Annotated in this window: 18 protein-coding genes and 3 tRNA genes; 9 read left to right on the forward strand and 12 right to left on the reverse strand. The window is 43.6% G+C overall.

Features of this window, described 5'->3' with window-relative positions:
- Window positions 1-509 precede the first annotated feature (509 nt).
- From glpX to H3S83_RS07350, 4 genes are all read right to left on the reverse strand, one after another.
- A complete protein-coding gene (glpX, locus tag H3S83_RS07335) occupies window positions 510-1,499 on the reverse strand; it encodes a class II fructose-bisphosphatase (RefSeq protein WP_077971598.1) in 990 nt (329 codons plus the stop codon).
- A gap of 172 nt (window positions 1,500-1,671) precedes the next feature.
- Entirely contained in the window at window positions 1,672-2,988 is a 1,317-nt protein-coding gene (locus tag H3S83_RS07340) for a homoserine dehydrogenase (protein WP_077971599.1), read from the reverse strand.
- A gap of 3 nt (window positions 2,989-2,991) precedes the next feature.
- Window positions 2,992-4,185 (reverse strand): LL-diaminopimelate aminotransferase, encoded by a 1,194-nt coding sequence (locus H3S83_RS07345; protein ID WP_078039561.1) that lies wholly within the window; start codon window positions 4,183-4,185, stop codon window positions 2,992-2,994.
- 66 nt (window positions 4,186-4,251) lie between these two features.
- Window positions 4,252-4,557 (reverse strand): hypothetical protein, encoded by a 306-nt coding sequence (locus H3S83_RS07350; RefSeq protein ID WP_246741723.1) that lies wholly within the window; start codon window positions 4,555-4,557, stop codon window positions 4,252-4,254.
- 330 nt (window positions 4,558-4,887) lie between these two features.
- On the opposite strand from H3S83_RS07350, the gene H3S83_RS07355 reads away from it, so the two are divergent.
- Both H3S83_RS07355 and H3S83_RS07360 read left to right on the forward strand, forming a co-directional pair.
- Window positions 4,888-6,246: a D-Ala-D-Ala carboxypeptidase family metallohydrolase gene (locus H3S83_RS07355; protein WP_246741724.1), complete on the forward strand. Its 1,359-nt coding sequence runs from the start codon at window positions 4,888-4,890 to the stop codon at window positions 6,244-6,246.
- A 64-nt stretch (window positions 6,247-6,310) separates the two neighbouring features.
- A tRNA-Glu gene (locus H3S83_RS07360) sits at window positions 6,311-6,385 on the forward strand.
- A gap of 1,078 nt (window positions 6,386-7,463) precedes the next feature.
- Here the strand turns inward: H3S83_RS07360 and araD are convergent.
- A complete protein-coding gene (gene araD / locus H3S83_RS07365) occupies window positions 7,464-9,203 on the reverse strand; it encodes an L-arabinonate dehydratase (RefSeq protein WP_198239305.1) in 1,740 nt (579 codons plus the stop codon).
- 35 nt (window positions 9,204-9,238) lie between these two features.
- A complete protein-coding gene (locus H3S83_RS07370) occupies window positions 9,239-10,567 on the reverse strand; it encodes an MFS transporter (protein WP_198239306.1) in 1,329 nt (442 codons plus the stop codon).
- A gap of 124 nt (window positions 10,568-10,691) precedes the next feature.
- Between H3S83_RS07370 and H3S83_RS07375 the strand changes: the two genes are divergently transcribed.
- From H3S83_RS07375 to H3S83_RS07395, 6 genes are all read left to right on the forward strand, one after another.
- Window positions 10,692-11,618 (forward strand): LysR family transcriptional regulator, encoded by a 927-nt coding sequence (locus H3S83_RS07375; RefSeq protein WP_198224533.1) that lies wholly within the window; start codon window positions 10,692-10,694, stop codon window positions 11,616-11,618.
- A 358-nt stretch (window positions 11,619-11,976) separates the two neighbouring features.
- Window positions 11,977-12,330 (forward strand): hypothetical protein, encoded by a 354-nt coding sequence (locus H3S83_RS07380; protein ID WP_198224532.1) that lies wholly within the window; start codon window positions 11,977-11,979, stop codon window positions 12,328-12,330.
- 118 nt (window positions 12,331-12,448) lie between these two features.
- A complete protein-coding gene (locus tag H3S83_RS07385; protein ID WP_198239307.1) occupies window positions 12,449-13,222 on the forward strand; it encodes an IclR family transcriptional regulator in 774 nt (257 codons plus the stop codon).
- Between the two features lie 15 nt (window positions 13,223-13,237).
- Window positions 13,238-14,170, forward strand: coding sequence for a dihydrodipicolinate synthase family protein (locus H3S83_RS07390; protein ID WP_198239308.1), 933 nt, complete (start codon window positions 13,238-13,240; stop codon window positions 14,168-14,170).
- Between the two features lie 99 nt (window positions 14,171-14,269).
- Window positions 14,270-14,401: a hypothetical protein gene (locus tag H3S83_RS11580; RefSeq protein ID WP_255520570.1), complete on the forward strand. Its 132-nt coding sequence runs from the start codon at window positions 14,270-14,272 to the stop codon at window positions 14,399-14,401.
- Between the two features lie 12 nt (window positions 14,402-14,413).
- Window positions 14,414-15,937: an aldehyde dehydrogenase (NADP(+)) gene (locus H3S83_RS07395; RefSeq protein ID WP_198239309.1), complete on the forward strand. Its 1,524-nt coding sequence runs from the start codon at window positions 14,414-14,416 to the stop codon at window positions 15,935-15,937.
- A gap of 104 nt (window positions 15,938-16,041) precedes the next feature.
- Here the strand turns inward: H3S83_RS07395 and H3S83_RS07400 are convergent, their stop codons facing one another.
- The 4 genes from H3S83_RS07400 to H3S83_RS07415 form a co-directional block, all read right to left on the reverse strand.
- On the reverse strand, window positions 16,042-16,350 hold the full coding sequence (locus H3S83_RS07400; RefSeq protein WP_198239310.1) for an antibiotic biosynthesis monooxygenase: 309 nt from the start codon (window positions 16,348-16,350) through the stop codon (window positions 16,042-16,044).
- A gap of 699 nt (window positions 16,351-17,049) precedes the next feature.
- Window positions 17,050-17,126, reverse strand: a tRNA-Arg gene (locus H3S83_RS07405).
- Window positions 17,127-17,153: 27 nt separating this feature from the next.
- The gene (locus H3S83_RS07410; RefSeq protein ID WP_077971608.1) at window positions 17,154-17,459 is read right to left on the reverse strand and encodes an ETC complex I subunit; all 306 of its coding nucleotides are present in this window, start codon (window positions 17,457-17,459) and stop codon (window positions 17,154-17,156) included.
- 87 nt (window positions 17,460-17,546) lie between these two features.
- A tRNA-Pro gene (locus H3S83_RS07415) sits at window positions 17,547-17,623 on the reverse strand.
- A gap of 158 nt (window positions 17,624-17,781) precedes the next feature.
- Here H3S83_RS07415 and H3S83_RS07420 point away from each other — a divergent pair.
- Window positions 17,782-18,435, forward strand: a complete 654-nt coding sequence (locus H3S83_RS07420; RefSeq protein WP_198239311.1) for a hypothetical protein — start codon at window positions 17,782-17,784, stop codon at window positions 18,433-18,435.
- A gap of 17 nt (window positions 18,436-18,452) precedes the next feature.
- Here the strand turns inward: H3S83_RS07420 and hdaA are convergent, their stop codons facing one another.
- Both hdaA and H3S83_RS07430 read right to left on the reverse strand, forming a co-directional pair.
- A complete protein-coding gene (gene hdaA, locus H3S83_RS07425; protein ID WP_198239312.1) occupies window positions 18,453-19,148 on the reverse strand; it encodes a DnaA regulatory inactivator HdaA in 696 nt (231 codons plus the stop codon).
- Entirely contained in the window at window positions 19,145-20,371 is a 1,227-nt protein-coding gene (locus tag H3S83_RS07430; RefSeq protein WP_077971612.1) for an AI-2E family transporter, read from the reverse strand. Before H3S83_RS07430 ends, hdaA begins: the two co-directional genes overlap by 4 nt.
- Window positions 20,372-20,527 lie beyond the last annotated feature (156 nt).

Here is a 20,527-nt window from a genome sequence, read left to right on the forward strand (position 1 = left end):
GGACAAACATTTATTAATATATTTATATAGAAAATTATTTACTTGGAAATTACGTTAGTAATTATATTTAATTTGTTAAAAACGTTATCATGAATTTGTCGAAAATAGCATTATAGAATAAATCTACTTTTGAGACCTATATTAATATACACAACGCCAAACTATTTATTTTGAAAAATAACTTTCCGGTAATTTATGAGGTGTGAACGCTTCTCCTTATTCGTTTGCCTCACTAATTACTGAAAAATATAAAGCGATTACGCAAGTTGTTGTTTTGCCAAAATGCAGTTTGTTATCTGTCAAATAATCAAACAAAGCGTCCGGTATATTCAGAGAACATCGTCGATATTTAAAAAACCGCCGCTGTTACCTCGTAAAATAGTGGCAAAACGTGTTCCCGTTTCTTGATGGAACCGATATGCAAAAAAGGCGTATTTCACAATCGAAATACGCCTTCGGAATAATGTAAGTGCATCATTCACCGGCAATGCCGGTTCAATTCATCCGGATCAGTCGAACTTTTTCATGTCCTGATGGCGGGCAATGATATTACGAATTGTGCCCGTATGTGAACGCATTACGATTGTATCTGTTTGAATATAATTTTTGGCAAATTTTACGCCGGAAAGCAGGTTTCCGTCCGTAACGCCGGTCGCTGCAAACAGTACATCACCCTTTGCCATTTCTTCCATGGTGTAAACTTTGTTCGGATCTTTTACGCCCATTTTGGCAGCACGGTCGATTTTTTCTTGCGTGTTCAATTGTAAACGACCTTGCATCTGCCCACCAATGCATCGCAAAGCCGCTGCAGCCAGCACACCTTCCGGTGCGCCACCTATCCCCATATAAATATCAATACCGGTTTCATCGGGATCGGTTGTATGAATAATGCCTGCGACATCGCCGTCACCAATCAAGCGGATTGATGCACCGGTTGTGCGTACTGCTTCAATAAGTTTGGCGTGCCGAGGCCTATCCATGATACAAGCTGTAATCATATTCGGCTTGACGCCTTTTGCCTTGGCTAGTGCATTGATATTGTCAACAGGGCTTGCATCTATGTCAACAAGGCCTTTGGGATATCCTGGGCCTATAGCGATCTTCTCCATGTAAACATCCGGTGCATAGAGCAAATTGCCTTTTTCCGCCATAGCAATAACAGCTAACGAATTAGGCAAGTTCTTCGCGCATATGGTTGTTCCTTCCAGAGGATCGAGCGCTATATCGACAGACGGACCTTCCTTAGTACCTACCTTTTCACCGATATAGAGCATAGGAGCTTCATCGCGTTCTCCTTCACCGATAACAACCGTACCATCTATCGGTAGACGGTTCAATTCTTTGCGCATCGCATCAACGGCTGCCTGATCGGCTGCCTTTTCATCTCCACATCCACGAATGCGTGCGGCGGCTACTGCCGCGCGTTCGGTAACGCGAGCGAGCTCAAGTGTTAAAATACGATTGAGTCCATGTAATGTACGGTCAGCCGAGTTCGACATATGATTGATCCCATCGGGTAATTGTTAAAAAAGCTAAAGTTGTTGCGCAACATTATATAATAGCCTTTTGGCAAAGACTAACGTTTATCGCAAGAGGAATTATGATCAATTCAAGACTTATAATTGATAACATTAGTGATCATTACACAAACCAATGTCAAAACGCCCGATTTTAGTTCGGACGTTCTATGCGTATCATTTGCGGCTTATCAATAAGGTGCCCGTCTTCCATAATGGACGACAAAGCTTTACGCACTGACGACTCGGTTGTTTCGTGTGTCACAAGAACAATATTCTTCGTATTCGGTTGTATATTTTCTGCAAGTGGCCGTTGGACAATAGATTCCAGTGAAATGGAATTTTCAGCCATACGTTTTGCGACAGTCGCAAAAACACCGATCTTGTCATTGACTGTCAAACGGATGAAATATCCCCCAGCATGGGCACGCATCCGTGCACGTTTATAAGGTGCAAGAGCTTGAGCCGGTGTGCCGAAAACAGGTCCGTGTTGAAAACCCGGATGAGATTTCGCAATATCGGCAATATCTCCGATGACAGCCGATGCTGTTGCGTTCCCTCCGGCTCCGGGCCCCGACAGCAGCAATTCACCAAGAAGATCGGTTTGTATAGAAACCGCATTTGTGACACCTTGCACTTGCGCAATAACGGAAGAAGTGGGCACCATTGTAGGGTGCACACGTTGTTCAATACCGGTGTCGGTTTTTACAGCTACGCCAAGAAGCTTGATCCGGTAACCGAGCTCATCCGCCGCATGAATATCGGCAAGTGATATATTGCTTATTCCTTCAACATAGATGTCGTCGACGGAAATGACGCAACCAAATGCCAAACTTGTCAGCAGAGCAAGTTTGTGCGCCGTATCAAAGCCTTCGATATCGAAAGTAGGATCAGCTTCGGCATAGCCCAGTTTTTGAGCTTCTTTCAAACATTCTTCAAAAGAAATTCCTTCTGCGAGCATCCGGGTCAAAATGTAATTACATGTACCATTCAAAATACCGTAAACTCTGGAAACATTGTTTCCCGAGAGCGACTCGCGCATTGCCTTGATAACGGGAATACCCCCTGCAACCGCTGCCTCGAAGTTTAAAAGAACGCCTTTTTTCTCGGCAATTTTTGCTAACGCCACCCCGTGGCGAGCGAGCAAGGCCTTGTTGGCTGTTACAACATGGTGACCGTGTTTCAATGCTTCTTCGACACAAAAACGTGCAATCCCCTCCTCGCCACCAATGAGTTCGACAAAAACGTCAATATTGTCGCTTGCAGCCAGAACCAACGGGTCATCGACCCATTCAATGTGTTGAAGATCAATGCCACGCTCTCTTGTTCTGTCACGTGCACTCACAGCCACGACTTCAATGGGCCTGCCACATTGTTTTGTCAGCAAGTCCTGTTTCTCTTTCAATATACGAACAACAGAACTTCCGACCGTTCCAAGCCCGACTATGCCGATCCTCAACGCATTTACCATAGGTTAGGCTGCCTTGTTTTTTTCGTCAGAAAAGAAGCGCTTTATATTGCGCGCAGCCTGTCTTAAACGGTGCTCGTTCTCGACAAGTGCAATGCGGACATAATCATCTCCCTGCTCACCAAATCCAATTCCGGGAGAAACCGCAACATCGGCTTTTTCGATGAGCAATTTTGAAAATTCAAGTGAACCCAGATGCTTGTATTGCTCCGGTATCGGAGCCCATGCAAACATAGTCGCCTCAGGCGAAGGAACGTCCCATCCGGCACGGTGAAAACTTTCGACCATCACATCACGACGTTTTTTATAGACCGACCGCACATAAGCAATATCCGATCCGTCACCGTTCAATGCATAAGCCGCAGCAACCTGAATTGGCGTAAATGCCCCGTAATCGAGATAGGATTTAACGCGCGTCAAAGCGGCAATCAATCGTTCATTACCCACTGCAAAGCCCATGCGCCAACCCGGCATTGAAAAAGTTTTCGACATTGACGTAAATTCGACAGCAACATCAATCGCACCTGGTACTTGTAAAACTGAAGGTGGCTCTTTGTCTCCAAAATAGATCTCGGCATAAGCGAGGTCAGAAAGCAGAATGATTTCATTCTTTTTGGCAAAATCAACGACTTCCTTATAAAAATCGAGATCCGCAATATAGGCAGTGGGATTGGATGGGTAATTCAGAATGACAGCAATCGGCTTTGGGATCGAATGCTTGACCGCGCGATCAAGCGCACGGAGCAATTCTTCACCCGGATAAGCAGGCATAGAGCGGATAACCCCACCAGACATAATAAAACCGAACGAATGGATGGGATATGTCGGGTTCGGACACAAGACAACGTCGCCGGGGGCAGTAATTGCCTGTGCCATATTTGCAAACCCTTCTTTTGAACCCAGTGTGGCGATGACTTGCGTATCAGGATCCAATTTTACGCCGAAACGGCGTTCATAATATTTTGCTTGTGCCCGTCTCAATCCGGGAATGCCGCGTGATGCGGAATAACGGTGTGTTCTGGGATCCTGTACAACCTCGCAAAGTTTATCGACGATATTTTGCGGCGTCGGCAAATCCGGATTCCCCATTCCGAGGTCAATAATATCGGCCCCCTTCGCTCGCGCGGCTGCCTTCAGGCGGTTAACCTGTTCGAATACGTAAGGCGGCAAACGACGAATTTTATGGAATTCTTCCGACATTTTTTAATCCGGTCAAAAAGTTGATGTTAAAAGTTTAATAATCAAACATAAATGGTCCGAGAACGATTAATCCTGTTTACCACTCTGTTCGATCTGGCGGACTGTTTCTTCCGCCTCACGACGCGCATCGTCCTTGGCTTTTGCCAAATTGGATGCACTATTCGCGGATGGCCCCGGCACTTTTTTCAGACGTGCCGCTTCCGAATCCAACCGATCGGTCAAAGATTGTTTTTCGACTTCAGAAAATTGTTCGGTTGCAGCGCGGGGTTTATCCGAAAATCGCGGATATGATTCTTGATGGGAGGCACCTGCTTGTTCCGGAGCGGTAAATTCTGCGCCACGAGCACAGCCCATTACGGCAACTGCTATCATAGTAAGAACAATACTGTGCTTTCTTTTAAAAGGCCTGTGCATCTTAATTCTATTTTCCCATCACTTGCATAAATGTTTTCTTTATCATGAGATTATCACAACGCCAAGGTCAAGAGAGGATAGGAGATATTCGAGCAGTTTTGTTGTTTTCCTGCAATTGTGTGGTTAAAGTGTCATAGATTACAATTTTGACTCGCAACGTGATAAAAATTTTTTATTTTCAATATAAATTCGACGCATTTTTTTGCGAGATCGGATGCTTCGACTGGAAGTGTTTATTTAGGATAGTGAAAAAGCGTTAGGCCTTCGGCCGCAATGAAAGGTTGCTGATTGTTAGCAAATACCGACATTTTTCCGAAGAAAAAGCACTCATATCTTTTTCACGGCAGCTCGTTATGTTCCGGTCTGGTCATGGTGGCGGCTTTGTCATTGTCAGCCTGTACAGCCAATAACGCGGGAATGGGTGGAATAGAAAAGGCAGTCGGCACTCAAAACTCGCAAACAGACAATGGTTCGGGTAACCCTGCCGCTACAAATGGTGTGAATCCTCAATCTGCTCAAGAAATTGACAACAATCAAATAGCCGCAGATCAAAGTCGTGCTCAACCGGCACAGGTACCGCTTCCGACACAACCGCCGTCGCACATTGATAAGGAGGGAGAATCTTCGCAACAAACACCTCTGGCAGACAATAAAACGGCGGACAATCATCCCTTGTCCACGGGAAATACGGGGGTTCCAATTGTGAGCCCGGCAACTGAAACAGCTTCGGGCGACGAGCAGAAGCCTAAAAAGACCGCACTTTTTTCATTTCTTGGGAAAAAGACCAAACCGGCTGCGTCTAACGATACCCCGCCGACAACCGACTCTAAGACGAGTGAACAGTCGTCACAGCCCAATGCATCTTCTCCCGCTCAAAACACACCAACAGCAGCACCGGAAGCCCAACATAATAATGGTGCCACTTCTCCCTCCGGCCAAACAACAGTTTCTCGTGATTCTTCTACAGAGGAGGATTCACAAGACGCTTCCAACAGACAACAACCACCTGAACGCGACGCTAAAAGCCAAAAACAAGGAAGTTTAATGCGTCTATTCGGTCGTTCGGATAACCAAAAGAGTAATAAGCCGGTTGATAGCGAAACCAAAACAGCACTTGTACCGCTGCCGAAGAAAGATCCGCATGAATATAATGATGACTTACCCGGGGTTCGGCCCAATGGTGGCATTGTTATTAAACATCGTACGAGTCTCTATGATGATACCGACATTGATGCAAACGAAATTGATTCGCCTTCGCTTTACACGCTCGCGTCGGTCAGTATCTATGGCCGTTCATTGCCAAATGGATTGAAAGTAGCCCGTAAAGATGTTGAAGTTTCATGCCTGAGACCTCAACTCGTAGCTATCCTCAAAACTATAGAACGACGCTTCAACAAGCCGGTTATTATAACATCCGGCTATCGTAGTCCGTCATATAACCAAAAAGTAAATGGCGCAAAACGCTCCATGCATATGTCCTGTGCAGCAGCGGATATTCAGGTTCCCGACACAAACAAATGGGAAGTTGCCAAATTTGTACGCGCTTTGCCCAACCGAGGCGGTGTAGGCACCTATTGTCACCAATCAATCCATGTCGATGTGGGGCCAAAACGCGATTGGAATTGGACATGTTCAGCAAAAAATTAAAAAAAAATGCTTAAGGGGGCTTGCGATTAAAAAATATCCTCTCTATAAGCCGTCTCACTGATACGCGCCCATCGTCTAGTGGTTAGGACGCCGCCCTTTCACGGCGGAAACAGGGGTTCAAATCCCCTTGGGCGTACCACCTTTCTCTTTTTATTTTGCCTATCTATTTGCTTGCCCTATTCACGTTGACTGCCTCTATCCACTTGCGTTCGCCAATTCATGCGTTTGTTTTTGTATCCACTAGATATCTATCGGATAAAGTGCGCAATAGAACAGAAATTATCTAAAGGTTTTGTCGCGCATAAACATTTTACTCATGGATATTGAAAAGAACTGTTTTGACAGAGTGAACTGCATGCCTTTGATTTAGCAATGCCAACATTGGTTGCTGTTTTCCACTGCTATACCCGTGTTATACCCCCCTGAGGGCCTGATATCTCCAGTCGCATGCAACAGCGCAGCCATCCTCTAGAATGAATTTTTTGAAAAGCGGTCTAACGGGAAACGACTCGAACTAATTGAGAACAAATTGTAATAGAGCCTTATCCGGATCACTCGCGTTCAGCTCCTATATCTTTAACAGCGTTGAACTTATCATTTGCCGTATTTTCAGTTTTACCTCGCCTTGAAATTTTGAAACAGCAAGCCTCTTTTTTGCTGGAGCTTGCAATTAAATATCTCTAACTAATTAGCGAATTTTTGCGAATTATCATGCAGTGCTTTCGAACTATTGGAACAAAGCGGCGATCTCAACATCACAATCAAAGAATGTGCTCAAAACAACAAACGCTATGTCCGGAGCGGGGCAAAATTGTCATAGACATAGCGCTCTCTCGCCTCTCATGAGCACGTTAACTCTTAAGAGGATGAAAATAATAGAATTAAGCCGGTTGTTTATTTAAAAACGCTAACCCAAAGCCTTAGAAATATTTCTGTTGCTCAAAATAACTGAAATGCAATTTATAGAGCTGTCCATAATCATACATTTTTTAAGAATCGCAGAGTTAAATTTTCCTATAAAAACAAATTTTAAAATAAAATAATATTATACTAACACTTGTTCTGTTCAATTAACAATAATTATCCACCACAGGGCTAACTAATAATAATATAGATCTTCCATTTATACGATTTTAAAGAAAACTCTCTTTTATTAAGAACAATACCCCCTTCTAGCTATTTGAATGAGGGGGTATTGGTTATTGAACGGTCAATATTTAATGACTTTCCCGTTTAACGATACTACCGCGTTTTCCTACAAGAAAATCAAGATCAGCACCGGTATCCGCTTGCATAACGGTTTCTATATATAATCCGGCATATCCGCCATTACCTTTTTCGATTGGTGACTTCCAACGGGCTTTGCGGCGTTTCAATTCTTCATCACTAACATTCAGTGTCAGACTGCGCGCAGGAACATCCAATGAAATCATATCGCCGTTTTCTACCAAAGCCAGAGGACCACCTTCTGCCGCTTCCGGTGCAACATGAAGAACCACCGTACCATAAGCAGTTCCGGACATTCGTGCATCCGATATACGTACCATATCGGTTATGCCTTTCCGTAATATTTTTGGCGGGAGCCCCATATTACCAACTTCGGCCATGCCCGGATATCCCTTTGGACCGCAATTTTTTAAAACCATAATGCAGTCTTCATCAATATCGAGATTTTCATCATTAATACGCGAATGATAATCTTCGATATTTTCAAATACGACAGCTCTGCCTGTATGCTGCATCAGATGAGGAGAGGCCGCAGAAGGTTTCAAAACGGCTCCTTTCGGTGCCAAATTGCCGCGTAATACTGCAATACCGCCGTGTTCGGTAAGCGGCTTATCCGGAGAAAGGATAACGTCTTCATTATAATTCTGTACATCTTTGACGTTATTCCAGATTGTGTCTCCGTTGACAGTCATGGCATCTTTATGAAGTAACCCCATGTCTCCGACGGCTTTTATAACGACAGGTAACCCGCCTGCATAATAAAATTCTTCCATCAAATATTTACCGGAAGGTTGCAAATTGACAATGGTGGGAACATCACGCCCCAAACGATCCCAATCATCCAATGTCAGTGGAATTCCGACACGTCCTGCCAAAGCTAAAAGATGAATAACTGCATTTGTAGAACCGCCTACAGCACCGTTAACCCTGATAGCATTTTCAAAAGCATCCTTGGTCAGAATATCGGACGGTTTTATATCTTCTTTGACCATCTCGACTATACGGCGTCCCGATAATTGCGAGATAATTCGACGACGCGCATCGACTGCCGGTATTGCAGCATTTCCGGGAAGTGTCATACCTAAAGCTTCTGCCATTGAAGCCATTGTCGATGCTGTCCCCATGGTCATACAACTTCCCGCAGACCGAGCCATGCCCTGCTCGGCATCCATAAATTCATCCAATGACATTTCACCGGATTTAACCATTTCGGAAAATTTCCAGATTGCTGTGCCCGATCCGACATCCTTGCCTCGCCATTTTCCGTTCAACATTGGCCCACCGGAAACAAGAATGACGGGAATATCAACCGATGCTGCCCCCATTAAGAGGCTCGGAGTCGTTTTATCACATCCACCAAGAAGAACGACGCCGTCAACAGGATTACCACGTATTGCCTCTTCGACATCCATTGCTGCGAGGTTTCTAAACATCATTGCCGTCGGCCGCAGAGAGCTTTCACCCGTTGAAAAAACCGGAAACTCGACGGGAAAACCTCCCGCTTCATAGACGCCACGTTTCACCCGTTCTGCCAAATCTCTTAAATGGGCATTACACGGCGTCAATTCAGACCAGGTATTGCAAATTCCAATAATCGGACGACCATCAAAATTATCCGCTGGTATCCCCTGATTTTTCATCCAGGAACGATGCATAATTGCATTTTTACCCGTTCCACCAAACCATTCAGACGACCGTAACTTACGCGGCCAAACAGCTTTATTTTTCATCTTTCAGTCCCTTCTAAAATCAGCAAATAATCGAATTATTGTTCCGCTTGACGTAGATTGGCGCATTTCCATGCAATCAATAAGCCCGAGGTCGCCATACAAAGCCCAAGTATAATGAGACCATACTGCGCCGTTCCTAATGTATCCGATAGAAAGCCCAGAATATAAGGGCCGGCAAAACCACCCAAATTGCCAACCGAATTGATCGCTGCAATGCCGGCGGCAATAGCAGCGCCTTTCATGATCGCTCCCGGGAAGCTCCAAAAAAGTGCATTGACGGTCATGCTGCCTCCAACGGCCAATGCAATACCTAAAGTTGTGAGAACAAGATTGTCCTGAAAAACTGCACTAATGATCAAGCCTAAGCCACCGACAAAGGCAGCAAAAGTAGCAAATTCTTTGCGACGGTTGGAATGCTCTGCCTTTCTGGTTGCCAATATCATACCGACAACTCCGATCAGATAAGGAATTGCCGTAACCAAACCAATTGAGAAAAGCGAGGTAACGCCCGTAGCTTTTATCAAACTCGGTAGCCAAAAATTAATTCCATAAATCCCGACAACAAGTAGAAAATAAATGAGGGTCAAAGCCCAAAGAATTGGCTGTTTGAATAATTCGCCAAAAGGATAATCCTGCTTTGAGGCATTATCATTTTCCAGACGCCGCTTGAGCTCGGATTTTTCTTCACTGCTTAACCATTTTGCGTCATCAATACCGTTGTTTAAATATAATATAATCAGAAAGCCAAGAAGGACAGCTGGTAGGCCTTCTATCAGAAACATCCATTGCCAACTATGCATATGTGGCGACTGTGCAAACAATTGCATCAACCCACCAGAAAGCGGAGAGCCTAAAATGAATGATACAGGCTGGGCGATGAGCAATAATGCCATGATACGGCCGTGCGTCTCCGAAGTGAACCAATAATTAAAATAAAGGATGAGACCAGGAAAAAATCCTGCCTCTGCTACACCGAGTAGAAACCGTAAAATGTAAAAAGAAACACTCGTGGATATGCCAAAAAACCCGGCTATTGGGGCAATGAATGCCATTGCGGCAGAAATCACTCCCCAACTTATCATAATCCGCGCAATCCAGACACGTGCACCAACCCGATGCATTATCAAATTGCTAGGAAGCTCGAACAGGAAATACCCCAGAAAAAAAATTCCCGCTCCGAAACCATAAGCAGCAGCGGAAATATTCAAATCTGCCGACATTTCCAGTTTTGCAAAACTGACGTTAACACGATCTATATACGAAACGACGTAGCATAAAACGATTAACGGCAAAATATGCCAAATTACTTTTAAATATAGATGATCAAACGCAATTTGCGAGCGTTCAATTTTCTCCTCAGGCATGTTTTCCTCCCCTGCCTCCAAATAATGCGTTCTTAACTAGAACAAGTCTAAAAAATGGTCTAATACCGTTAAGCGGAGGTCGTATACCGAAATTGGTATGCTAAAAAATGCGGAGGAGTTTGTAATGAATCGAACAATTAATTTGATGCGACGCCTTAAAATGTCACATCTGAGATTACTCGACTCAATAGGCCAAACAAACAACCTGACCCGGACATCCGAAAAAATTGCCATGTCCCAACCTGCTGTATCGCGGCTTCTCCGGGAGATCGAGTTGATCGTTGGTGCACCGCTCTTTGAGCGAATTCCCAAGGGAATGGTTGCCACGGAACTTGGAGAAATTATGATACGAAGGGCTCGACAAGCATTGCTAGAGCTCGGAAAAGCTGAAAGCGAAGTCGAGGAATTGTTGGCAGGATATGGTACGACAATCAAGGTAGGAGCTGTCACCGCACCGGCAATAGATTTAGCAATACGTGCAATTCGTGATTTTCAAAACGAACATGAAAAATTGAGGATTGTTTTAGAGATAGGTACAAGCGGACCATTAATTAAAGCACTGCTTGACGGCCAATTTGATTTCATTTTTGCACGGGCACCACACGATTTACAAAATGGCAAGTTGAACGCCCGCCATATCCGTGCAGAACAGGCAATATTTCTTGTTAGAGATAAGCATCCCCTTCTAGGGACCGAGAGATGCTTGTCCGATGCGATCAATTATCCATGGATAATGGAACCGGAGGGAAGTCTACTTCGTAATCGCGTCGAATCCGAGTTTCGTAATTCTAACCTTCCCTTACCAACGAAAATTTTGAGCACATCGTCTTTGTTGATTAATCTTGCGGCTATCAAACAAAGTGATGCTATCGCAGTTGTTAGCGGGGCGGTATTAACGGTAGTAGGTGAAAAAAATGGCTTCCAAAGGCTTCAATTGAAGGGGCTGGACCGAGATTTTCTCGTTCCACCGTTTGAATTAATACGCCACAAAGAACGTATTTTATCTCCCTTGGCAGAAAAACTTTATCAAAAAATGAGTGACTTATGTTGAGCAATATCGCTTTTTTACTCTTATAATAACTTTTTATTTTAGGCAGTTAAAATTTGTAAAAATTAGAAAAGACGATTTTATTTCAGAATTAATTAAAAAAATACATATAATATTTTAATATAAATAATTTAAAACAGAAAAATAAATTTGTTAATTATTGTTATTACCATTTTGAATAGAATATAATTAATAACGTACTTGTATGAAACGTTTTTTTAAAGCCTGTTCAAAACAATGAATAAATTGCCGAACTGACTTTCGAGCCGTCAGGCTAAGAAACATTGCGTATAATATGTAACAAACACCATACTTTAATGGCAAATCGAAATTGTCATAGACAATATCTGATGGACCAGACATGGGAGATACGGCCCCATCCAAATCCAATGCATGGTATAATAGTCATGCAATCAATGAAGTTTTCCACAATGAAAGACTGAGTTTTCCCACTCCTATTATTGCAACAACTTCAATGATGATTTTAGCGTCTTTCACAAAACATACCGGCATAATTGCTATTTTACCAATCAATGCCATCGAACGATATGCGGGACGAAAATTCTACCATATTTTGCCGCTCCTGATTGGCCCCCGCCTATCTCCATTCGACATTGTCTTTCGCAAAGATCGCCTTCGCCCCCCGTCAATAAAAACTTCTTTGGGTCAATTGAAATCGGAGGCCGACACACGTTTGCAACGCACTATTCGTTGATCAGACATGTCATACCTGATTGACAAATAGAAAATGCTGAGGTTAAATTCCGGTATATTGACACTATTCCGATATTTCGGATTTTTTGATAAAAATCACAATCTGAAAGTAATTTATAATGAGAACTGTGCCGGCACTTGATCGGGGATTGCGCATTCTGGAATTCCTGGCCAGTCAACCAAAACCTGTTCGGGTTACAAAGTTGATTGAAGAACTTGGCATTCCGCGAAGTGCTATGTACGAATTGTTGAATACATTGAGCCAACACCGCATGGTTATTCAAAGCAACGCAGGTGAGTTCTCACTCGGTCCGACTAATATGATGTTGGGTGGGGCTTATCAAAGCCGGATTGATTTTGATGTAATAGCCGGTGAAATAGCACGTAAACTTGAACAGGAAGTAGATGAAACGGTGCAAGTCGGACGCCTTGATGGACGTTTTGTCTTTTATGTTGCAAAAGCGGAATCTTCTCAACGCGTACGTCTCATTTCCTCCATCGGAGCACGTTTACCGGCTCATTGTACAGCACTCGGAAAAATTCTTCTTGCCTATCTGCCGGAAAATATTTTTGAAACTTTGTTTCGGGATATAGTTCTGGAACAACTTACCAAACGTTCGATTAACGATTTATCTATATTACGCCAACAATTGAATACGGTCCGTAACGAAGATATCGCTTTCGAAACAGGTGAATCAAACATTGATGTCTATTGCATGGCGACCCCGGTGCGCAATTCCGAAGGTAAAGTCATCGCAGCTATCAGTATTTCTCTTCCCCTCAGTCGAGCCGTAGAAAGTCATTTACATCAATTACAAAACGCAATCCGGAAAGCCGGTATGGAGTTCTCCTGCCGGCTAGGATGGGCCGTAGCTCGTCAGGATCACACTTAAAATAAGGATTTAAGCATGAAAGTACCTCGTGATAATGCACGTTATAAGGGAGTTTTCCCTGTAGTTCCGTCTATTTTTGATAAATCCGGTAATCTCGATCTTGACGGACAACATCGATGCCTCGATTTTATGATCGATTGCGGTTGCCATGGACTTTGTATTCTAGCCAATTTTTCCGAGCAATTTCTTCTGTCCGATAATGAAAGAGAAATACTGACTAAAGATATACTTGAATATGTTGCCGGACGGGTACCGGTCATTGTTACGACCACGCATTTCAGTACAAAAATATGTGCAGAGCGCAGCCAACAGGCAGAGCAATTCGGTGCGTCGATGGTCATGATCATGCCCCCCTATCACGGGGCAACATTGCGTGTCTCTGCAGAACAGATTTTCGAATTTTATAAAACTGTCTCGGATGCTATATCCATTCCGATTATGATACAGGATGCGCCGATGAGCGGAACTTTCCTTCCGGTTCCGCTTCTGGTGCGAATGGCAAAAGAACTTGAAAATATATCCTATTTCAAAATTGAAACGCCACAAGCAGCCAATAAATTGCGTCAGCTAATTGCAGAAGGAGGGAAGTACATTGAAGGCCCCTTTGATGGCGAAGAAGGAATTACTCTTCTTTCCGATCTTAGAGCCGGTGCAAAGGGGGCTATGACGGGTGGCGGCTATGTTGATGGCATAAGACAGGTATTCGATCCCTTTATGGAAGGAAATCTTGAAGAAGCAAAAAACGCTTATATGCGTTGGTTACCGCTTATAAATCTCGAGAACCGCCAAGGAAGTTTCGCAACTGCAAAAATACTGATGAAAGAAGGTGGAATAATCCATCATGATGGATTGCGGGCACCCTTACCTCCAGTCTCTGCAGAAATTCGTTCCGAAATATTGGAAATAGCAAAACAGCTTGATATTTTAGCACTCCGTTGGGCGCGTTAATCCCATATCGTTTTCTCGCATCACATTAGTTTGTAAAAGCGAAAGGTAACTCATATATTTCGAATTTAAAATATCTATAATATATTACCGGAGGGAGAAGTGATTTTTGGCGACTGTGTCAATCCGGATTGCCGTTACAAAAATCCTGATGGTGAAAGGCACCATAACCCTTCAATCATTATTCCCGAGTACCTCGTTTGGCGTGGTTGGGAACTGGCAAAACACAGATAAGGAGTCGCCACAATGAATATTACCGGTGAATTACTCATCAATGGATCGTCGCATATGGGCAAAGATGGCCATTTTCAGGCTATCGAAGCCGCAACCGGAAAACATTTGCCCGGAACATTCGGTGGTGCAACCGTTGAAGACCTCGCACAAGCCACAGAAGCCGCATGGAAAGCATTTCCCATCTATCGCGAAACAAATCTTGAGAAACGTGCTGCTTTTTTGGAAAAAATTGCCGAGCTTATTGCAGCAACCGGCGACGAATTGATTGCGCGCACAATGGCAGAAACCGGCCTGCCAAAAGCCCGTCTCGAAGGGGAACGTATGCGTACTGTCAATCAATTGAAAATGTTCGCACGGGAAGTACGCTCAGCTCATTTTATTGACCGTCGTGATGATCCGGCGGATTTGAACCGAAAACCCCAACCAAAACCAGGTTTGATATTCCGTAATATCGGAATTGGACCGGTTGCTGTTTTTGGAGCCTCAAATTTTCCTTACGCATTTTCTGTCGCTGGCGGCGATACTGCTGCTGCTCTAGCCGCCGGCTGTCCGGTTATTGTCAAAGCCCACCCTGCCCATCCGGGCACTTCAGAAGTTATCGGACGTTGCGTGCAACAAGCCGTTGCGGCCTGTCATATGCCAGCAGGTACTTTTGCATTACTACAAACAACAGAACCGGAAATTGCGCAAAAACTCGTTGCAGACCCTCATATCCGTGCTGTCGGTTTCACCGGTTCACGTAAAGGCGGCCTTGTTTTTATGGATATCGCTGCAAAACGCAAACAACCAATTCCTGTTTACGCTGAAATGAGCAGCATCAATCCGGTATTGTTGTTGCCAGGAGCGCTGGAAGAACGTGGAAGCGAAATCGGTACTTCTTTTATCAATTCGCTGTGCATGGGAGCAGGCCAGTTTTGTACAAATCCTGGTTTGGTTTTGGCTATTAACGGCAAAGGATATGATGCATTTTTAAATAGTGCCAGAGAGGCTACAAAGGCAGCCGTTCCGCAAACAATGCTTACACCAAACATAGCGAAAGCTTATCGCGACGGTGTAGAACGACTGGAAAACAATTCTAAAGTAACGACAATTGCCCGCGGGAAACCGGGCAGTGAATTTGAGTGCCAAGCCGCACTTTTCGAAGTGTCTGCATCGGACTTCATCAAAGACCATCGTTTGGAAGAGGAAGTTTTCGGTTCGTCCAGTCTCATTGTCAAATGTAATGACAAACATGATCTTATTAAGGTTCTGGAAGCTCTTGAAGGTCAATTGACAATCGCCATTCATCTGACCAACTCCGATAATGCTCTCGCCAATGAGTTGATGCCGCTGCTCGAAATTATGGCCGGACGACTTTTGATCAATGGATTTGGAACCGGTGTCGAAGTATCGCCAGCTATGGTTCATGGCGGCCCGTTCCCGTCAACTTCGGATGGAAGGTCAACATCCGTCGGCACAGCCGCAATTTATCGTTTCCTGCGTCCTGTTTGCTACCAGGATTTTTCCGAAAATATTCTGCCTTCTCTTTTGAAGTAACGGCCACTTTTCCTAGCTGATCTTGTAACTTTCGAGAAACACAAAAGAGCCTTTTGTAAAAATTTACAAAAGGCTCTTTTTCATGCGACTTTGACAAACATATTTCAGATTACAGATTCAAAACCTTCAAACTTTGGCCCGTGAGCATAAAATCCGCTAGACTCGCCCGCATTTTTATGTGCATCTCTGAACTGTTCGGATTTCGTCCAACGGACAAAATCTTCTTTCGATTTCCAAACGGTATGAGATGCATATAATATAGAATCGCCAGATGTATCCGTATCACAACGTAATAATTGGAATTCCACAAACCCGGGCAACTCGGCCAACCGGGACTGACGATCTTTCCACCTTCTTCTGAAGTCTTCCTCTTTTGTCTTAAAAACGGTGAAACGATTCATCGCAATGTACATCTTGACTGCTCCTTTTAACAAAATATGCCCGCTTCTTTATTCAGCATAAAAGATATTGGCAATATTCTTTACCCTTTTTATCATATTTTTAAACCCTAAAAGCAATCAGGTCTCATATATCCTTCTATAGGTAAAATTGTCCGGAACCTCGTGATGTAAAGCTATTGGTCTGCAAATGAATTTTCATTATTCTTGTCATCACAATAATGAAACGGAAAGAGACGTATTGAAAAAATAATCGCTGACAACCACCGGCTGATTTATCAGGTTGCCATTTTTTCCATTTACCAATTTAAAATTTTAATCGTTTTTAGATAAAATTTAATTTTATCATTTCTCATATAAAATTTTTAATAAAATTCAGAATATTAGTCGTAACACTTCATCCAACACTTGAACTGTTGTTTGACGATCGGTTATAGCCGGAATTTGGTTTGCAAGCTATCGATACGATTTTATCATAAATCCGCAGCCAATATTCTATGAAGAATTTTTCTTCCCAAAATAGTAATTTTCTGCCGAATTCCGGAAAAATGTCTGGCAATTTTATACATAGCCGAAGATCATAATGCCCGAATTTATCTAAATATGCCGCCCTGAAATCGGATATTTTTGCTAAAAATGAACGTAACAGTTTCCACCGAGGGAATACAATTATTTGCACAAAACCGGTCATAATACCGATGTTTCATAGGTAAATGGCGATCCCGACAGGATTCGAACCTGTGACCCACGGCTTAGAAGGCCGTTGCTCTATCCAGCTGAGCTACGGGACCAGAAAATATCGGAGAAAACAACCAGCCTCAATGAGTCCAAGGAACCTGACGGTCATTCCTGAAATTATCTGAGTAAGAAACTTTTTTGCGCGTTATTGCATGTGGTTCTTCTACACGATAGGCAATGCCGTTCTTTGTAGCAAAAGCGATGGCTTCTTCCTGCGTTTCAAACGTTAATTTGACCTGACTCTTCATATCAGCCGAAGAAGTATAGCCCATTAACGAGTCAATCATCTTGGCTTCATTCGGTTCATATTGAAGAACCCAAAAACCGGTATTTGCCTTTCCGGATTGCATGGCTGTTTTAGCCGGACTGAAAATTCGCGCTACCATGATTTTTTCCCTTCGGATCATGCGATCAAAGAATTTATAACCTTTTATGACTATTATGTCGCATCATCTTTTTGTCAAATCAAGCCATGGTCGGAGCGATAGGATTCGAACCTACGACCCCCTGATCCCAAATCAGGTGCGCTACCAGACTGCGCTACGCTCCGACGTATTATTAACGTTTAACGCACTCTCCCTAAATTTTTCTATGTGGAAGTGCAAGCGCAAATCGCATTTTTTTCGTCGTTTATGACAATATTTTTATATTCAATAACTTTTTCAAAATAATTCCATGACAGAATTGATCCCACTGAAAGGATCAATCATGGCAGTGAACCAAACGAAAGTGAGAAAGCCTCACAGGCGCGCGGCACAAAAAACCAGGTCGCCTTTTATAAGTTATCTGATTCTGGGTGGACTCGTTCTCATGGGGGGAGCCGGCTGGTATCATACAAATTATGAAGTCGGAACAGGTGAGCACATCGATGCTCAAGCACCGAAATCTCTTGTATCACCATCAATTCACGTAACACCATTCAATAAAGCTGGTACGACAGTTGCAGTCGCACCCAAACCAGTCGATCCGCATCCAGTGAATGTTCCTGTTCCATCAGCTTCCCAATTGGCAAACCCGACAACTGCCGTGGTCACGCCAAAAGAGGCAACGCCTCTGGTTCCTTATAAAGCTGATAAAAACCTGCCTCCCAAAGCGAGATTTGCTGCTAACAACGCCGCCAATGCTATCTTTGCAACAGCTCCCACGCCTATTTTTATGAACGCCGATTCGCATTCGAAAATAATTGCGACCGTCAAAATTGGTCAAGAAATGCGTTCTTATGATCGTCAAGGATCATGGCATCGCGTTGTTGTGCCATCAACCGACATTATCGGTTGGGCAAATGACAAAAGCTTGAGTGAAAAAAGTCCAACAATATCAGGCTTGATTGATAACGCTATCACAAGCTCGGTTAAACACTGATACTCGCCTTAGAAAAATCAAGACGCCTTGGATTCGCTGTTAATAATTTCAGCTACAATGGCCTTGGTAACTTTGCTCTTCCTTTGAAGCGCCAAACGATCAATTGCCTCGATTGCTTTTCCTAAAGCAAAGAGCGATCGTTCGCAACGGCTGATCAGATAGTCTATCACCGCCGGATCGACACTTATTTGCCGATCTGCAAAAAGTTTATACGCAACGGAATTCAATAATTGATCATCCGGCTGTTCCAAAACCGCTAACGTTACCGACTTAAGTCTGCTTTTTAAATCCTCGAGCTTCACATCCCAGCCTGACGGAACAGTATCGGCTGTTATTAACAGCGTAACGCGCTCGTCAGCCAAGCGGGTTTGCTTGACCGAATTTATAAGATGGAAAAATGCGACTTCGTCAAATGCCGCATTATTGATATCTTCTATGAGAACCGGTCTTCTGCTTCTTATTGTAGTTATTGCTTCGTCCAACTTGCCAGCAGGAATCCGAATTCCATCAGCTATATTTAGCCATACGGTCGAAAAATGGGTTTTGCCCGAACCACCGGGGCCTACAAGCACAGCAATAGGCATTGGCCAGTCCGGCCAGTGCTCGATAAGCTCATAGGCGGCCTTGTTGCTTTCTGTTACGACAAGATCATCTTTGTAGAAATCTGTTGGATGTGAAAGTGAGAGCGGTAATTGCTCCAACCTTTTATTCATTCGTGTTCTCCGACATCCCCGCTTGTTGATGACCCGCTTGGCGAATAGAGCGGGGACTCAAGATAGGTATGAAGTGCAAACCGTACAAGAACCCCGACTGCCGCTGCTGCAGGAACTGCAATCAACATGCCGGTAAAGCCGAATAGCGAACCAAAAGCAAAAAGAGCAAACATGAGCCACACAGGATGGAGACCAACCGACTGCCCGACCAATTTTGGTTGCAAAATATACCCCTCAAGAAATTGGCCTACAAAAAATACCCCCATAACAACGATAATCCGTTCCCAATGTTCTGGATAGAATTGAACCCACGCAACACCCACAGAAAGAACAAATCCGGTCATCGAGCCCACATAGGGAATAAAGCTGATCAATCCTACAAATAAACCGATTAATAATCCGAAATTCAACCCCGAAATTGTGAGACCGGCGGCATAATAAACGCCAAGCGCAAGACAAACAGACGTTTGACCACGAATAAACCCTGCGACAGCGCGATCCATCTCATGAAAAATTCCACGCACCGTTTCCAGATGATTACGAGGTATCCACGAATCAATCGTCGTTACCATACGTTCCCAATCAAGCAACATGTAAAAAGCAACAACCGGAGCAACAACAAAAAGGCTTACAAGATTGACAAGAGATTTTCCTGAATCGAGGACCGAATTCAGCACAGATTTGATGAGATCGGAACTTTGGCCGAGTAATGCTTGTATATTCGACTGAATCTCGTTGGCATCACTGCCAATATAACGCTTGATCCATTCAAAACTATGATTGGCAAAAAAAGCCTGAATACGATTTACATAAACCGGCAGCCCGTCCCTGATGAATTGTTGTAACTGTGACGTAATAACCGGAATAAGGATTGTTAATGCGATAACAAGCACAAGCACAATAGCGATTGTTATCAGAACCGTTCCCCACATTCTTGAAATTCCGATTCTTTCAAGCATTTCAACAATCGGGTTGAGAAAATAGGCAAGCACAATTCCTGCAACAAACGGCAAGAGAATCGAACTGAAAACAAACATGAAAATGACAAAGAAAAGAAGCGTAAGAAGCCAAAAAATAGCTTGCTTCTTAACATTCCCGCGGAAAGCAATATTGGCGTAGGCCGGGATATAAACAGTTTTTTTATTCCGTTTGAATCGCAAGCCTTTTTTGCCTTTTTCTACCAACGGCCCCTCGGAAGAGGTATCAAAATCTCTATCGCTCATAGACGTCCACTGAGTTTGTTGTTTTGAAAGGATATGCAGCTTCCTGTAACAACGTCAAGAAACAATCGTTTATATCTTTTTTTAAAAGCTTGATAAAACTTGCGAGTGGACTTTGAACGTGGCATTGGTCTCATGTGTTCATGATCATGATCGAGG

This window comes from Bartonella sp. W8122, from assembly GCF_016102485.1.
GTDB classification, from domain to species: Bacteria; Pseudomonadota; Alphaproteobacteria; order Rhizobiales; family Rhizobiaceae; genus Bartonella; species Bartonella apihabitans.

Excerpts from the sequence above, each read along its gene's own strand:
- hdaA (WP_198239312.1), bottom strand. The coding sequence starts at position 19,148 with ATGAATAAAAGGTTGGAGCAATTACCGCTCTCACTTTCACATCCAACA.
- H3S83_RS07350 (WP_246741723.1), bottom strand. The coding sequence starts at position 4,557 with ATGATAGCAGTTGCCGTAATGGGCTGTGCTCGTGGCGCAGAATTTACC.
- H3S83_RS07430 (WP_077971612.1), bottom strand. The coding sequence starts at position 20,371 with ATGAGCGATAGAGATTTTGATACCTCTTCCGAGGGGCCGTTGGTAGAA.
- H3S83_RS07380 (WP_198224532.1), top strand. The coding sequence starts at position 11,977 with ATGGGAGATACGGCCCCATCCAAATCCAATGCATGGTATAATAGTCAT.
- H3S83_RS07375 (WP_198224533.1), top strand. The coding sequence starts at position 10,692 with ATGAATCGAACAATTAATTTGATGCGACGCCTTAAAATGTCACATCTG.
- H3S83_RS07345 (WP_078039561.1), bottom strand. The coding sequence starts at position 4,185 with ATGTCGGAAGAATTCCATAAAATTCGTCGTTTGCCGCCTTACGTATTC.
- H3S83_RS07410 (WP_077971608.1), bottom strand. The coding sequence starts at position 17,459 with ATGGTAGCGCGAATTTTCAGTCCGGCTAAAACAGCCATGCAATCCGGA.
- H3S83_RS07420 (WP_198239311.1), top strand. The coding sequence starts at position 17,782 with ATGGCAGTGAACCAAACGAAAGTGAGAAAGCCTCACAGGCGCGCGGCA.
- H3S83_RS07395 (WP_198239309.1), top strand. The coding sequence starts at position 14,414 with ATGAATATTACCGGTGAATTACTCATCAATGGATCGTCGCATATGGGC.
- araD (WP_198239305.1), bottom strand. The coding sequence starts at position 9,203 with ATGAAAAATAAAGCTGTTTGGCCGCGTAAGTTACGGTCGTCTGAATGG.
- H3S83_RS07390 (WP_198239308.1), top strand. The coding sequence starts at position 13,238 with ATGAAAGTACCTCGTGATAATGCACGTTATAAGGGAGTTTTCCCTGTA.
- H3S83_RS07400 (WP_198239310.1), bottom strand. The coding sequence starts at position 16,350 with ATGTACATTGCGATGAATCGTTTCACCGTTTTTAAGACAAAAGAGGAA.
- glpX (WP_077971598.1), bottom strand. The coding sequence starts at position 1,499 with ATGTCGAACTCGGCTGACCGTACATTACATGGACTCAATCGTATTTTA.
- H3S83_RS07340 (WP_077971599.1), bottom strand. The coding sequence starts at position 2,988 with ATGGTAAATGCGTTGAGGATCGGCATAGTCGGGCTTGGAACGGTCGGA.
- H3S83_RS07385 (WP_198239307.1), top strand. The coding sequence starts at position 12,449 with ATGAGAACTGTGCCGGCACTTGATCGGGGATTGCGCATTCTGGAATTC.
- H3S83_RS07370 (WP_198239306.1), bottom strand. The coding sequence starts at position 10,567 with ATGCCTGAGGAGAAAATTGAACGCTCGCAAATTGCGTTTGATCATCTA.